At 61.7% G+C, this 14,145-nt stretch carries 8 protein-coding genes; 5 read left to right on the forward strand and 3 right to left on the reverse strand.

The features are described 5' to 3' along the window. Positions 1 to 34: 34 nt before the first annotated feature. The 3 genes from K5Y35_RS06555 to K5Y35_RS06565 all read right to left on the reverse strand — a co-directional run bounded on the left by K5Y35_RS06555 (position 35) and on the right by K5Y35_RS06565 (position 9,057). Complete coding sequence (locus tag K5Y35_RS06555) at positions 35 to 6,424, reverse strand: Ig-like domain-containing protein (RefSeq protein WP_222833928.1); 6,390 nt, start codon at positions 6,422 to 6,424, stop codon at positions 35 to 37. Between the two features lie 56 nt (positions 6,425 to 6,480). Next, positions 6,481 to 7,326, reverse strand: a complete 846-nt coding sequence (locus tag K5Y35_RS06560) for a sulfotransferase family protein (RefSeq protein WP_128614043.1) — start codon at positions 7,324 to 7,326, stop codon at positions 6,481 to 6,483. Positions 7,327 to 7,476: 150 nt separating this feature from the next. Then, on the reverse strand, positions 7,477 to 9,057 hold the full coding sequence (locus K5Y35_RS06565) for a glycosyltransferase family 39 protein (RefSeq protein ID WP_222833929.1): 1,581 nt from the start codon (positions 9,055 to 9,057) through the stop codon (positions 7,477 to 7,479). A gap of 238 nt (positions 9,058 to 9,295) precedes the next feature. Between K5Y35_RS06565 and K5Y35_RS06570 the strand changes: the two genes are divergently transcribed. From K5Y35_RS06570 to K5Y35_RS06590, 5 genes are all read left to right on the forward strand, one after another. Continuing rightward, entirely contained in the window at positions 9,296 to 9,883 is a 588-nt protein-coding gene (locus tag K5Y35_RS06570) for a phage tail protein (RefSeq protein WP_186748088.1), read from the forward strand. A 53-nt stretch (positions 9,884 to 9,936) separates the two neighbouring features. Further along, on the forward strand, positions 9,937 to 10,248 hold the full coding sequence (locus tag K5Y35_RS06575; protein ID WP_222833930.1) for a DUF6916 family protein: 312 nt from the start codon (positions 9,937 to 9,939) through the stop codon (positions 10,246 to 10,248). Positions 10,249 to 10,449: 201 nt separating this feature from the next. Next, complete coding sequence (locus K5Y35_RS06580; protein ID WP_222833931.1) at positions 10,450 to 12,516, forward strand: type VI secretion system tip protein VgrG; 2,067 nt, start codon at positions 10,450 to 10,452, stop codon at positions 12,514 to 12,516. Further along, positions 12,513 to 13,370: a DUF4123 domain-containing protein gene (locus tag K5Y35_RS06585; RefSeq protein WP_222833932.1), complete on the forward strand. Its 858-nt coding sequence runs from the start codon at positions 12,513 to 12,515 to the stop codon at positions 13,368 to 13,370. Before K5Y35_RS06580 ends, K5Y35_RS06585 begins: the two co-directional genes overlap by 4 nt. Beyond that, on the forward strand, positions 13,367 to 14,140 hold the full coding sequence (locus tag K5Y35_RS06590) for a hypothetical protein (protein ID WP_410055912.1): 774 nt from the start codon (positions 13,367 to 13,369) through the stop codon (positions 14,138 to 14,140). Before K5Y35_RS06585 ends, K5Y35_RS06590 begins: the two co-directional genes overlap by 4 nt. Positions 14,141 to 14,145: the final 5 nt, after the last annotated feature.

The raw sequence follows: 14,145 nt of genomic DNA on the forward strand, positions 1-14,145 counted from the left end.
CCTAGGTCCCGCACAGTGTTGAGTAATGGTTGGTTCAGGCCGATATTTCGCTGATGCCGACCTGTTGCAGTGCCGCCGCCAGGTTGTCGACCCGGTGCTGTTCGTTGTCTTTGAGTTCTTGCAGTTGCTGCCCCAGCGTCGGCGCACCAAACACGCCGCGCAGGCCTTGAGAAACGTCGCCAGCCTTGAGTGACTGGCTGCCAAACGCATTCAACGAATCGCGGCCGGCGGCACTGTCTTGATTGAACAGGCTCGATAACGTGCTGGTACCGAATACGCCGCCATCACCGCCGCCAAAGCCGAGGAAGCCGTGACCGGATCCATCACCACCGTTGTCACTGCTGCTGAACACTTGCGCAATGAAGCTCGGGCTGAGGGCACCTTGATTGATGAAAATATCGCCCAGCGGGCGGATGCCGTTGCCAATCACCCGTTGTTCGAACAGCGGCGCAAAGGTCAGCGGTGAGCCGATATCGCCGGTGGGGGCAGTGAAAATGATCGGTTGCAGCGGGATGTTCGGCGGCGGTGGCGACACCACCGGATCGCTGCTGCGAATCAGTGGATCGGGAATCACCACGCTGGTTGGTGTCGTGGGTGGAACGACCGGCGGCACGGTATTGATCACGTAATTGTTCGAGCTGCTGACACCGCTGCCACTGTTGCCGGAGGCATCGCTGACACCCGCGCTGTTGACGCTGATCGCATTGCTGGCACTGTTGACGTTGGCATTCGGTGTCAGCGTCGCGGTCCAGGTCTTGCCGCCGTCGCTGCTGCTCAGGTTGGACAAGGTGCCGTTACCGACATTGATGTCTGTCAGATCGAAGCCGCTCACCGCCTCGTTGAAGGTGATGGTCACCGCCGATGTCTGGCCGATGCCCAGGTTCGGGTTGGCAATCACCACCGTCGCCGTTGGCCGTTCGCTGTCGAGACCATAGTTGTTCGACACCGCCACCGTGCTGCCGACGTTACCGGCCAGGTCAGTGACGTTGCTGGTGTCCAGCGCGATGAAGTTGCTCGGGTCGGTGACATTCGCGGTCGGGGTAAACGTCGCGGTCCAGGTCTTGCCGCCATCGCTGCTGCTCAGGTTACTCAGATCACCGTTGGTCACGCTCAGGTCGGACAGGTCGAAATTGCTCACCGCCTCGCTGAAGGTGAAGGTCACCGTGGTGGTCTGGCCGATCCCCAGATGCGGGTTGGCGACCACGATGTCCACCGTTGGCCGGGTCGCGTCGAGCGCGTAGTTGTTGGAAATGGCGATGCTCGCACCAAGGTTGCCGGCCAGATCCTGCACGCCGGCAGTGTCGACGATGATCAGGTTGGTCGCATCGTTGACGTTGGCGGTTGGTGTCAGCGTGGCGGTCCAGGTGATGCCGCCGTCGCTGCTGATCAGGTTCGACAAGGTGCCATTGGCGACGCTGATGTCCGACAGATCGAAACCGCTCACGGCTTCGCTGAAGGTGATGGTCACCGTGGTGGTTTCGCCAATGCCCAGGCGATTGTCGGCGACCACGATAGTGGCGGTCGGCAACGCGGTGTCGATGGCAAAGTTGTTGGAGTCGGTGGTGCCGACGCCACTGTTGCCAGAGGCGTTGGTGACCCCGCTGTTGTCCAGGGTGATCAGGTTGCTGGTGTCGGTGATGTTGGCGGTTGGCGTCAGCGTGGCGGTCCAGGTGATGCCGCCATCGCTGGAGCTGACGTTGCTCAGGGTGCCATTGGCGATGGTCAGGTCCGCATTGCTGAAACCGCTGACCGCCTCGCTGAAGGTGATCGTCACGATCGAGGTTTCCCCGGCCTTGAGCGAGCTGTCCGCAACGACGATGGTCGCGGTCGGCACTTCGGTTTGCACCGCGTAGTTGGCCGAGTTGGTGGTGCCGGTGCCAGTATTGCCGGCCAGATCGCTGATGCCGGTGTTGTTCAGAACAATCAGGTTGGTGGTATCGCTGATGCCGATGGTCGGAGTGAACGTCGCCGTCCAGGTGATGCCGCCGTCGCTGGACGAGACGTTGCTCAACGTGCCGTTGGCGACGCTCAGGTCGGCATTGTCGAAACCGGTGACCGCTTCGCTGAAGGTGATGGTCACGGTCGCTGTTTCACCAGGACGCAGGTCGTTGTCGCTCATGACAACCGTGGCGGTCGGACGCTGACTGTCGACCGCGTAGTTGTTCGAATCGGTGGTACCGCTGCCAGTGTTGCCGGCCCCGTCGACCACTCCAGTGTTGTCCAGGGTGATCAGGTTGCTGGTGTCGGTGACGCCGGTCGATGGGGTAAACGTCGCGGTGTAGGTGATGTTGTCCGAAGTGCTCAACGCGGAAAGTGTGCCGTTCTCGACGGTCAGGTCTGCCAGGGTGAAACCGGTCACCGCCTCGCTGAAGGTAATAGTGACCGTGGTGGTCTGACCAACGCCCAGCGCCGTGTCGGCCACCACAACGGTCGCGGTCGGGCGCTGGGTGTCGATGGCGTAATTGTTCGAATCAGTGGTGCCCACTCCCACGTTGCCGGACCCATTCTGCACCCCGGTATTGTCCAGGGTGATCAGGTTGGTCGCGTCGGTAATGTTGGCGGTCGGCGTGAAGCTTGCCGTCCAGGTGATGCCACCATCACTGCTGCTCACGGCGCTCAGCGTGCCGTTGGCGATGGTCAGGTCGGCGTTACTGAAACCGGTCACGGCTTCGGAGAAGGTGATGGTCACCGTGGTGGTTTCGCCGATGCTCAGGCTGTTGTCGGCAACCACGATAGTGGCGGTCGGAACCATGGTGTCGATCACGAAATTGCCGGAGTTGGTGACGCCGGTGCCGGCGTTACCGGCCAGGTCAGCGATGCCGGTGTTGTTCAGGCTGATCAGGTTGCTGGTGTCGTTGATCCCGAGAGTGGGCGTGTATGTCGCCGTCCAGGTGATGCCACCGTCGCTGCTGCTCACGGCGGTCAACGTGCCGTTGGGTATGTTCAGATCGGCGTTGGTGAAGCCCGTCACCGCCTCGGAGAAGGTAAAGGTCACCAACGAGGTTTCACCGGCGCTGAGGCTCGTGTCGGCGACCACGATGGTCGCTGTCGGACGTTGGGTGTCGATGCTGTAATTGTTCGAATCCGTAGTGCCGCTGCCAGCGTTGCCGGCCAGGTCAGCGATGCCGGTGTTGTCCAGCGTCACCAGATTGGTGGTGTCGCTGATGCTGGCGCCCGGAGTGAACGTTGCGGTCCAGGTAATACCTCCGTCACTGCTGCTGACTGCGCTCAAGGTGCCGTTGGCGATGGTCAGGTCGGCGTTGGTAAAACCGCTGACCGCTTCACTGAAGGTGATGGTCACCAGCGATGTGTCGCCGATTTTCAAGGCCGTGTCTGTGAACACAATGGTGGCCGTTGGGCGCTGGTTGTCGATGGCGTAGTTATTGGAGTCGGTGGTGCCGCTGCCCTGGTTGCCGTTGACGTCACTGACCCCGCTGTTGTCCAGGGTGATCAGGTTGGTGGCATCGGTAATGTTGGCGGTCGGCGTGAAGGTTGCTGTCCAGGTGATGCCACCATCACTGCTGCTCACGGCGCTCAGCGTGCCGTTGGCGATGGTCAGGTCGGCATTAGTGAAGCCGGTCACGGCTTCGGAGAAGGTGATGGTCACCAACGACGTTTCGCCGATTCTCAAGGCGTTGTCGGCAACCACAATAGTCGCCGTCGGGCGCTGCGTGTCGATGGCGTAATTGTTCGAGTCGGTGGTGCCGCTGCCGGTATTGCCGGACAAATCGGAGAGGCCGGTATTGGCCAGGGTGATCAGGTTGGTGGTATCGCTGATGTTGTTGGTTGGCGTGAGGGTGGCCGTCCAGGTGATCCCGCCGTCACTGCTGCTCAAACCGCTCACGCTGCCATTGGCCACGGACAGGTCGGCGGTGGTGAAACCGGTCACGGCCTCGCTGAACGTGATGGTCACCAGCGAGGTTTCCCCTGCCCTGAGCGCGGTGTCCGCGACGACAAGGGTGGCCGTCGGGCGCACGGTGTCGATGGCGTAGTTGTTGGAATCGGTTGTACCGCTGCCGGCGTTACCGGCCAGGTCAGCGATTCCGGTGTTATCCAGCGTCACCACGTTAGTGGTGTCGGTGACACTGCCACTCGGCGTAAACGTCGCCGTCCAGGTAATGCCTCCATCGCTGCTGCTCACGGCGGACAACGTGCCGTTGGCGATGGTCAGGTCGGCGTTGGTGAAACCGCTGACCGCTTCACTGAAAGTGATGGTCACCAGCGACGTTTCACCGATTTTCAGGGCCGTGTCAGCGACAACGATAGTGGCCGTCGGGCGCTGGGTATCGATCACATAATTGCTGGAATTGGTGGTACCGACACCCACGGTACCGTCAGAGACCGCCGCCACACCGGTGTTGTCCAGAGTGATGACGTTGGTGGTGTCGGTAATCCCGTTGGTCGGCGTAAAAGTCGCGGTCCAGGTGATCCCGCCATCGCTGCTGCTCACGGCCGTCAACGTGCCGTTGGCGATGGTCAGGTCGGCATTGGTGAAGCCAGTGACCGCCATGTTGAAGGTGATGGTCACCAGCGAGGTTTCGCCAATTTTCAGCGCACTGTCCGCCAGGACGATGGTCGCGGTCGGTGGTTCGACGTAATTGGTATTGAGCGTGCCGCCGATACTGTAAACCGTCGCAGTGGCACTCGGCGAGCTACCCGTCGCACCGCCGTTTGACGGGCCTCCGACACCACTGGCCGCAGCGTTGCCGGTGATCGCCGCGAAGTTGGCAGCGGTGATCAGTACCGAGCCGCCGTTGTTCCAGATGGCCCCGACACCACGGCCACCGTCACCGCCGTTGGCAATGTTGCCGCCGCTGCCACCACCGCCGCCGCCACCGCCCGCCGCGAGGTTATTGCTGATGACCGATGTGCCGATGACTTTCAAGGTGCCGGTCGAGGCGTTGTAGATACCGCCGGCCGCATTGCCACCGACGCCGCCAACCGAGTTCCAGCCCGAACCACCGCCGCCACCACCAATGGACAACGTGCCGTTGGTCGCTGAGCCGCCGTTGCCGCCCTGACTGTAACCGGCGGCGCCATTGCCGCCGAGGCCGCCAGTGCTGGTACCGCCGCGCCCGCCCATATCGTTCGAGGTGTAGCCGCCGCCATAACCACCGGTATTCGCTGTGCCGACCCCACCGGCATAGGTTGAGATGCCCGGGCCTGTCGAACCACCATGGCCACCGTTACCGCCGCCGATCCCGCCACCACCGCCGCCGCCGCCGCCGGAATAACCTCCGGCCACCCCACCGCCGCCACCACCACCGGAAGCGGCGTTGGCAGTCACCGTGACGTTATTGAGCGTAAGAATGCCGGCGTTGAAAATCCCGCCGCCCATGGCGCCTGCCGCCGCCGCGCCACCGTTGCCGCCATTGCCGGCCACCAATCCCTTGGTGATCACCAGCCCGTCCAGCGTCACGGTGGCGCCGGAAGTGATTTCTACCACACGGGTCTTGTATTGCCCGTCGAGGGTCACGTCGGCCACGCCGTCGTTGTTCAGATCGCCATCGACGGTGATGTTCTTGTTGATCAATAACTCGGAGTTGAGTTGCACGGTCATGCCGGCGTTGAACGTGACGATGTCGCCGTTTTGCGCAGACGCCAGAGTCGTACGCAACGAGCCGACGCCCGAGTCGAGGTTGTTAGTCGCGGTCCAGGTGGCAAGGCCCCATTGATATTCACTCATCGCCTTGGTCGACAAGACGTTGGCGCTCTCAATGGTGCCGGTGGCAATTTCCAGATCCCAGTCGCCGCCGACACCGGTGCGGTTGTTCGAAGCGGCTACATCACGGCCGGTCAACTGCGCCAGCGAGTCGACGAAACTCAAGCCGCGATCGCCCTCGGCGGTGTAGCAGCCGTAGATCAGGATGTCGCCGCCAGCGCTCATGTCCTTGCCGATTTCGCCGAGGATGGCGCTGCGTTGCGCGACGTTGTCCGCAGACAGATAACTGTTGCCCAACCACAGATCGCCAGCGTTGCCGTGGGCAATGATCTGCACTGAACTGACGCCATGATGTTGATCGAGGTAATCGGCGATCTGTTGCAAACCATCCTTGGTGGCGTCGAGTTTCACCACTTGGGTGCCAGGGGCAACGCCCTGAACCAGGCTGTCGGCATCTTTCACACGCGAATCGACGAACACCACGCTCTGGCCCGGCACCGCCACCGGGCTGGCGGCCGGTGTGGCATCGGCCTGACCATGGGTGTCCTTGCTGGCGACCGGGTGATCGGCGGTCGGCGCCTTGGCGGCATCCGCCGCAGGGTTGCTGTCAGCCTGGGCAGCCGTATCGGCCACGGTGGCAGCCACTGCGCCGTCGAACAGCATGCGCGGTTCCAGCGACATGATCATCGGCGATGCCAGCGAACGCTGACCCTCGGTTGTCCGTGACTTGACCTTCGCACTGCCAAAAAGAGACCACCACATGTTGCTCACCCGAACTCGAACGAATGTACGTGACGCATCAATAAAAAACGCCGCGATCAGTTGATCGCAGCGTCGGACTTCATACGAATGACATTGGCGGCGCTGGCTGAGCCATCGAGCCAAAAGGACAAATCGGCGTATTGCTTGAACAGGTCCGGCGGCAGGATCGTGCGCCGAGACTGCAAGGCGACCTTCGGCTTGACCTTGTGCAGGCCGGCCAGGCCCAGGCCCTGATCGAATTCTGGTGCGTCGTAGGCCAGGTGCTCGAAATCGTGCTCGAACCAGGGTTCGTCGATGAAGTCGTAAACCAGCCGCAGCACCCGCTCAGGCGCCTGAGTCAGCAAATCGTAATCAACGATCAGCAGCGAATCGGCGTGCTCGCCGTAATAGGCTTCCTTGAGCGCTGCCCAGGCAAAACCCACCAGCCGGTTACGCTGAGCCAGGGTTTCGCAGCGGCTGTAGACCGTGTTGCGCTCGACGGCGTCGCCGAACAGTTTGGTGTTTTCATAAGGATTGGCGCGGTACAGCCGCTCAAGGCTGTCCATCACCCACGCGACGTTGCGCACACAAGCGATGACTTTGGCTTTGGGAAACAGGTCATTGAGTGCCGGCAGCCGCGAGCTCCACTGCCGATTGGTGTCGAACACCACCGGTTTATCGACTTTGTCGGCGTAGTAGGAGTCGAACAGACCGCGCAGCAAACGGCGGCGCATGGGGGTGTCGATCACTGCGCCGAACTCGCTGCCGGCGCCGCATTGCTCAAGCACGCTGGAAAACAGGGCGCCAACCGGGCTGGTCATTCCGGCGTGAAAGCGCGGGTTCTGCAAAAGGATCGCAGAAAGCAGGGTCGAGCCCGAGCGCGGCAAGCCGGAAATAAAGTGGAACTGCTGCAATCCATTCACCGTAGTCGGAAGTCCTTTTGTCCGACAGAGCGTAGTCCAACAGTAACCTTGCGACTAGTAGTGTTTTGATATCAAGTCAGAGCAAAAAGGACTAACCAGTTAACTTTTTATCGCGATTTCATAGGTGAAACGATTGAGTCGTGACCGCGCTTAATCACTTGGCGATTTGAACGTGATCAACCGCGCTTGCGCGCCGCCGGCATGGACCTCACCCGCGATGCGCCAAGTGGCAGGCAACGGCAAAAATTCCTGCGGATCATCCAGCGTGCCAATAAGCCATACCCGGCCGTTAACGGGCAGTTCGGCAAGGCTGTCCAGATAGACATCGGCGGCCACCAGCGTGCCGAACCCGTAGTCATTGGGCCGCGTCGAACGGCCATCCGCTGCCGGTGGCGTATACAGGCGAACCCGTGCGCCGCTGCGATCGTAGTAGACGTAGCTCAAGTACCAGAGCATGTCGCTGGTGACGATCCGGTCGCCTGCCTGGAAATGCTGGTTGACGTAGTTCACCACGCGGTCGAACTGGTCATTGCGGTCCACCGTGGCGTTTGTGTTCACCCCGACCATTTCGACCCCGATCAGCGCCACCAGCACTGCCAGCGCCAACAGCCGCATGCGACTGTACAAGCGGTCGATGGCCATCCCGGCCAGCATCGGCAAACCCATTGCGTAAGCGGTCAGGTAGCGCTCGATGAACACCGGGGTGATAAACGACACTGCGAACACCAGCAGCAAGGGCAGGCCGGTGTACAACGCCAGCAGGACACTGCCACGGGACACGCTGCGATCACGCATCACGGCCACCGCAACCAACAGCAGCAACGCCATCGGCAAGGCGCTGAAGATCAACAGCGAGCGAGCATCGCCATCATCCTGGGTCAGCCACGCCCAGATCATCGAAGGCAGCGATGCCAGGGTGACCGGGTCTTCCCAGCCGACATCGCCGCCGGTCTTGAGCTGCTCCATATGTTGCAGCAGGTCGAACACGTTGGGCAGCCAGGGCAGGTACAACACAACGATGGCCAGATTGGCCAGCCACCAGTCGGCGCGCTGAATGTGGCGAAAACGGTAGCCGCGCTGCAGGCGGATCACCCCCAGATAAATCCAGTGGCACAGCGCCGCGAACACGGCGAAGTAGTGAGTGTAGAACGCCGCCGTCATCAACAACGCATACACCACCAGATAGCGATGCCGTTGCGGCCGCCTGATCCAGTAGATCAGCGCCAGCATGGCCGCGATCAGCAACAACCCGAGCAGTGAGTACATGCGCACTTCCTGGCTGTAGCGCACTGCCGTCGGCAACAGCGCCAGCAACACCCCGGCGAAGATCGCGGCGCGGCGCGTGGCCAGTTGATCCACCAGACGGATGCCCAGCCCCACTGCAGCAATGCCCGCCAGTGCGCTGAGACAGCGGATCGCGAAGATGCCGTCACCGAACAGCTCAATCCAGCCGTGCAGCAACATGAAGTACAGCGGCGGATGCACATCGCGCCCGGCGTGGTGCCAGATTTCGCCTAACGAGTAACGCGCCAGCAACAGGCTGGACCCTTCATCGCCCCAGATCGCCGCAGCGCTCAGATCGTAAAAACGCACGGCCGCCGCCAGCAGCAGGATGGGCAACAGCCAGTGTTCTCTGGCCCAGCGAAGCAGGCGCAAACGGCCGAACCATGAGCCCGGGGTTGCGTGTGGATCCTGCGTGTCACCCACCGGCGTTACTCTGTTGAGCGCCATTGCTGCCTCTCGCTGTACTGCGTCACCACGGATATGGGTGCCAAATCCTGCCCGTCACTTTAGGTCAGGCGCAGGAGAGCCGTCGATGCCGGCCGGCGTTTTCACGACATCCGGCAACCTTGCCAATCCCGGTCTACGCTCTGGCGTGGCGTGACCTGGCCACGAAGTGCCAAGGCAATTGCAGCAGCCTGAATTCACTTGCGGCCCGCCGACCACCAATCAGAAGGATGAGGACTTTATGGACGTTTACATGGGCACGGTTATGACGTTTGCCTTCAACTTTGCGCCCACCGGCTGGGCCTTGTGCAACGGTCAGATCATCGCAATCCAACAGAATCAGGCACTGTTCGCATTGCTGGGCACCACCTACGGAGGCAACGGCACCACCAACTTCGGCCTGCCCAACCTGCAGAGCCGCATGCCGGTCTGCCAAGGTTCCGGCGGGGGGCTGACAACACGGATCATGGGAGAAACCTCCGGCACCGAACAAGTCATCCCGACCCTCAGCAACCTGCCCGCTCATACCCACACCCTGGCCGGCCTCACCGCCACCACCACGGTGCAACTGGCCAACCCGGCCAGCAATCCGCTCGGCACCCCCAGCGCGACCAATGCCTATATCGGTGCATCGGGCACCGGGCCGGGTCTGGCGAATATCTTTTCCGATGCCCAGGGCGCCTCAGCCGTTCCTCTCAAAGGCGCCGCGACCACTATCACTGGCACCATCTCGCCGGCCGGTAACGGCTTGCCGCTGCCCATCATGAACCCGTATCTGGTGCTCAATTTCAGCATTGCGCTGAACGGCATCTTTCCTTCGCGTAACTGATCGACCGCCGGGGGATCACCTCCCCCGGTTTCCTACCTTGCCGGAGCACAACCATGCTGCAATCGGTTCAAAGCCAACATTTCCAGGCCTTGCTGGGGCGCATCGGCACCCTGCACCTGCCCGACGGCAACACCCTGCAAGTCCATATCGGGCAACTTGAGGAAAACCCCTCGGCAAAAATGCGCTACAGCGAACGCATGCCGTTCAGCGTCGAGCTGAACAGCGTGGAGCCAACCGAATTCGTCGATGGCCTGTGCGCGCTGGAGCTGCCGGAACTGGGGCGGGTACAGGGCATATTTGTCTCGCGGGTTCCGCCGATGGGGCGGGATCCGCAGTTGGCGTATTTCCACATCACCTTCAACTGAAAATCCTGGATTTCCGCGTGCCGGTTTAATGTGTAACTGCAATTTGGGAAGCGTCTGACATCAATTCTTCGGCGGCCTTGTTAGCGTTGCACGAAACTGGCTCCGGAACGTTCGTTGCGCGCAAGACCAAGGAAGGTCTGCGCGCAATCGTTGCATCGACGTCCGAGAGCCTGTGCCCCGTCACAGGACAAGGAATAAAGGATGTCGACCGCCCATGCCCGCTTCAGCCTCTCGCTCAACGACGTTAAACACGACCTGCAAGTCCTCTCCTTCAGCGGCCACGAATCGATCAGCCAGCCCTACACCTTCGAGGTCGAGCTGGTCAGCGAACGAGCGAATCTGCGCCTTGAAAGCCTCATGCACCAGCAGGCGTTCCTGGCGTTCGACCTCGAAGGCCATGGCATCCACGGCGTGATCAATCGCGTCGCCCGTGGCGACAGCGGCAAACGCCTGACGCGCTACAGCCTGACACTGGTTCCGCGCCTGGCGTATCTGCAGCATCGTTGCAATCAGCGAATATTCCAGCAGATGACCGTGCCACAGATCATCACCCGGATTCTCGCGGACAACGGTATTCAACGTGACCTGCACCGGTTTCATCTCGGTGCCGACTATCCGCCGCGCGAATACTGCGTGCAGACGGAGTCGGATCTGCACTTCATCCAGCGTCTGTGTCAGGAAGAAGGCATTCACTACCACTTCGAGCACAGCCGGGAGAAACACTTGCTGGTGCTGGGCGACGACCAGACGGTCTTCCCCCGTCTGGACCGCCCGACGCCCTACCGCCAGGACAACGGCATGGTTGCCGAAACGCCGGCAATCCAACAATGGCAGGTACGGGTGGAAACCCGCCCGACGGCGACCGTGCGCCGCGATCATGACTTTCGCAAGACGCGCTTTCTGCTGGAGGCGACCCATCGGCCCGACAGCAACACGGCGCGGCCGGCGCTTGAGGATTATCGCTATCCGGGGCGCTTCAGCGACGGCGCACGGGGCAAGCAACTGACCCACCGCGCCCTCGAAAGTCATCGCGCCGACTACTTGCAGGGCTGTGGCCACAGCGATCAGCCCAGCCTGGTGTCCGGCCATTTCCTGTCGATCACCGAGCATGCCTGCGAGGAAAACAATGGACTGTGGCTGCTGACCGCAGTCAACCACCGCGGAAAACAATCAGCGGTGCTGGAAGAAACGCTGGGCGAGGCCAGCGCCGGCGCTGCCGACGGCTTCGTTGAAGGCTACCGCAACGACTTTGTCGCCACGCCATGGGACGTGATCTACCGCCCGCCGCAATCATTCGTGAAGCCACGAATCTTCGGTAGCCAGACCGCTGTGGTCAGCGGCCCCGTCAACGAAGAGATTCATTGCGATGCGTATGGTCGGGTCAAGGTCCAGTTCTACTGGGATCGCGAAGGCAACCACGACGACCACAGCAGTTGCTGGCTGCGGCTGGCCTCTAACTGGGCCGGCAACGCCCATGGCAGCGTGATGCTGCCGCGGGTCGGCATGGAAGTGCTGGTCAGCTTTCTTGAGGGCGACCCGGACCACCCGGTCGTCAGCGGCTGCCTGATCAACAGCGCCAACCCCGCCCCCTATGAATTGCCGGAACACAAGACCCGCAGTGTGTTTCGCTCACGCAGTTCACCGGACAACGGCGGCTTCAATGAATTGCACGTGGAAGATCGTGCCGGCCGCGAACTGATTTACCTGCGCGCCCAGCGCGACCTCGAGCACAAGGTGGAAAACGACAGCCGTCTGGACGTCGGCAACGAGCGCCACGAGACCATCAAGGGCAACAGCATCAGCGTGTTGCATGCCGAAGAGCAGCGCACCGTGCACGGCGACCGCAAAACCCGGCTCCACGCCAGCGACCACTTGCACGTCAGCGGTGACAGCCACAGCCGGGTCGATCAGTTGCAGGCGATCGAGGCCGGTCGGCAAATCCACCTCAACGCCGGCGATCATCTGGTACTCAACGCCGGCAAAAGTATCAGCATCACCGTCGGCGGCGAGCACCTGGTGATCGGTCACGGCGGCATTTTCAGCAGCAGTGCCATCCAGGTCGGCGGCAGCCCCAAAGCGGTTGCGCCGGCGCGGGCCGCGATGCCCGATGGCGTCGACGACCTGGCGGCGCCAGCGCCATTGCCCGCCGTGCTGGCGTCCACGCAACGCGCGCTGATGAACGCCAGCCACGCCATGGGCGCGACCTTCTGCCCGCTGTGTGAAGCCTGCCGCGAGGGCATCTGCCAGCCAAGGGAGAACGCCGCATGAGCGAAGCCTTTGCGCGCCAGTGGATGACCCGCCAATTCGCTTCAGGGCATGGCCTGTATCTGCTGCTCGACTCACAACCACAGCAACGGGAAATCCGTCAGTGGTTACTGCAAACCAGCGACTTCGAGCACTACCGCATCCTCTACAAGGACACGCCCGTCGCCGAACTGGCGGATAACGGGCCGTTTGTTTTCGCCCTTGAACGGTATGACGACAAACGCATCGCGCCGCTGCTCGCCCGTCCGGAGGACAACTGGGGATGGCTGTTCAGCCTGCCTCAAGCCTGCCTGTGCGCTTGGGTCGAACACTGGCAGCAACGACTGATCATCGGCGCCCGCCCGCATCAGGCGCTGTACCGTTTTCACGACAACCGCGTGCTGAGCCGGACACTGGCGCATCTGCCCTTCGAAGCCATACCGGCCTACCTCGGCCCGACGCTCAGCGTGTGTTACTGGCAGGGCACGCAATGGGAGAGCAGCGACAACCCGACGCCCGGCCGCTACCCAGTGCCGGAGTCCCCGCCGTGGCTGCAAACACCCGCACCTGCGGAGCAAACCCGCGAGATTCGCCAGCTCAACGCTCACCGTTTCCTGCTGGCCGAACACGAACAGGCCTACGCCGACCTCGCGCGAACACAACCCCCGGAAACCTGGCTGCGTGAACGTCTCGAGCAGGCAGATGAGTGGGGTTGGCAGACACCGCAGCAGCTGGCGTTTCTGCTGATCCACAGCGTGCAAATGCCTGCTCATGGGGGCGATGCGCAGTGGCAAGTGCGTCCGGGGGAAACGCCGCTGGAGCATTTCGAACGGGTGAGCCATTGGGTGAACACGATGGGTGGAGGTGCAGCGCAGTGAAACGATTTTTTCGACAAGCCGGGTGGGTGGCCTGCATGGGGATGTTGTTCGGTTGTGTGGCGAGTCCGCCCGACAGCTTCACCTTCACGGCAGATCTGCCGCCGGGGTTCGCCTATGAAGCCATCGCCAAATACGTGCCCGCCAAAGGAGAAACCTGCACCGTCCCGGACGGACGAAATACTGCGGTTGGCTACAACCTGAAGTGGCGTGAGCACTACGAGCCGGTTTCAGAAATTGCGCTCCACCGGACGGTCAAAGGGTGTCCGTTGGTGATCTGGAAGATTGATATTGAGATTAGAGCTGCATACGGCAAGGGCTGGAGTGACATCAATGGTGACAGCGCAGTGGTCGCTGTACGCGAGGAACTGGAAGCCCGTTACAAGGGCGCCTTTAACGATGAGGCTGAAAGCAGCTTTTACGGCCAGTGTCAGTGGCTGTTCCGCACCTCGGGCAAGCCTCGCATCCTGCGAAAACTCCTCGACTGCAAAAAAACCGATGAGCTTGGCGCGCTCGCACGAGGTCGTCCGTTTGCCGCCTACACCCTCGACCAACTGCCGGGCAAAACCGTGCGGATGAAGATCGATTTGGCGGCGGAAGAACGGCCTGCCATCGGCAAGACCTGGGTCAAAGTACCTAACGGCTGGAAGCGCTGCCTGGGCGACAACTTCGAAGACCAGGATGCCTTCTGCTTCGGTAACCACACCGATTTCAGCACCTTCCAGATGGTCGATGGCCGCATCTGCACCATCTATCCCGGCTGCACGGAATAAGGAGT

This window comes from Pseudomonas sp. SC3(2021) (assembly GCF_019856535.1).
Taxonomy (GTDB): Bacteria; Pseudomonadota; Gammaproteobacteria; order Pseudomonadales; family Pseudomonadaceae; genus Aquipseudomonas; species Aquipseudomonas monsensis.

What these genes read in the sequence shown, in the direction of transcription:
- K5Y35_RS06555 (WP_222833928.1), bottom strand. Translation starts at nt 6,424, where the DNA reads ATGTGGTGGTCTCTTTTTGGCAGTGCGAAGGTCAAGTCACGGACAACC.
- K5Y35_RS06565 (WP_222833929.1), bottom strand. Translation starts at nt 9,057, where the DNA reads ATGGCGCTCAACAGAGTAACGCCGGTGGGTGACACGCAGGATCCACAC.
- K5Y35_RS06570 (WP_186748088.1), top strand. Translation starts at nt 9,296, where the DNA reads ATGGACGTTTACATGGGCACGGTTATGACGTTTGCCTTCAACTTTGCG.
- K5Y35_RS06575 (WP_222833930.1), top strand. Translation starts at nt 9,937, where the DNA reads ATGCTGCAATCGGTTCAAAGCCAACATTTCCAGGCCTTGCTGGGGCGC.
- K5Y35_RS06580 (WP_222833931.1), top strand. Translation starts at nt 10,450, where the DNA reads ATGTCGACCGCCCATGCCCGCTTCAGCCTCTCGCTCAACGACGTTAAA.
- K5Y35_RS06585 (WP_222833932.1), top strand. Translation starts at nt 12,513, where the DNA reads ATGAGCGAAGCCTTTGCGCGCCAGTGGATGACCCGCCAATTCGCTTCA.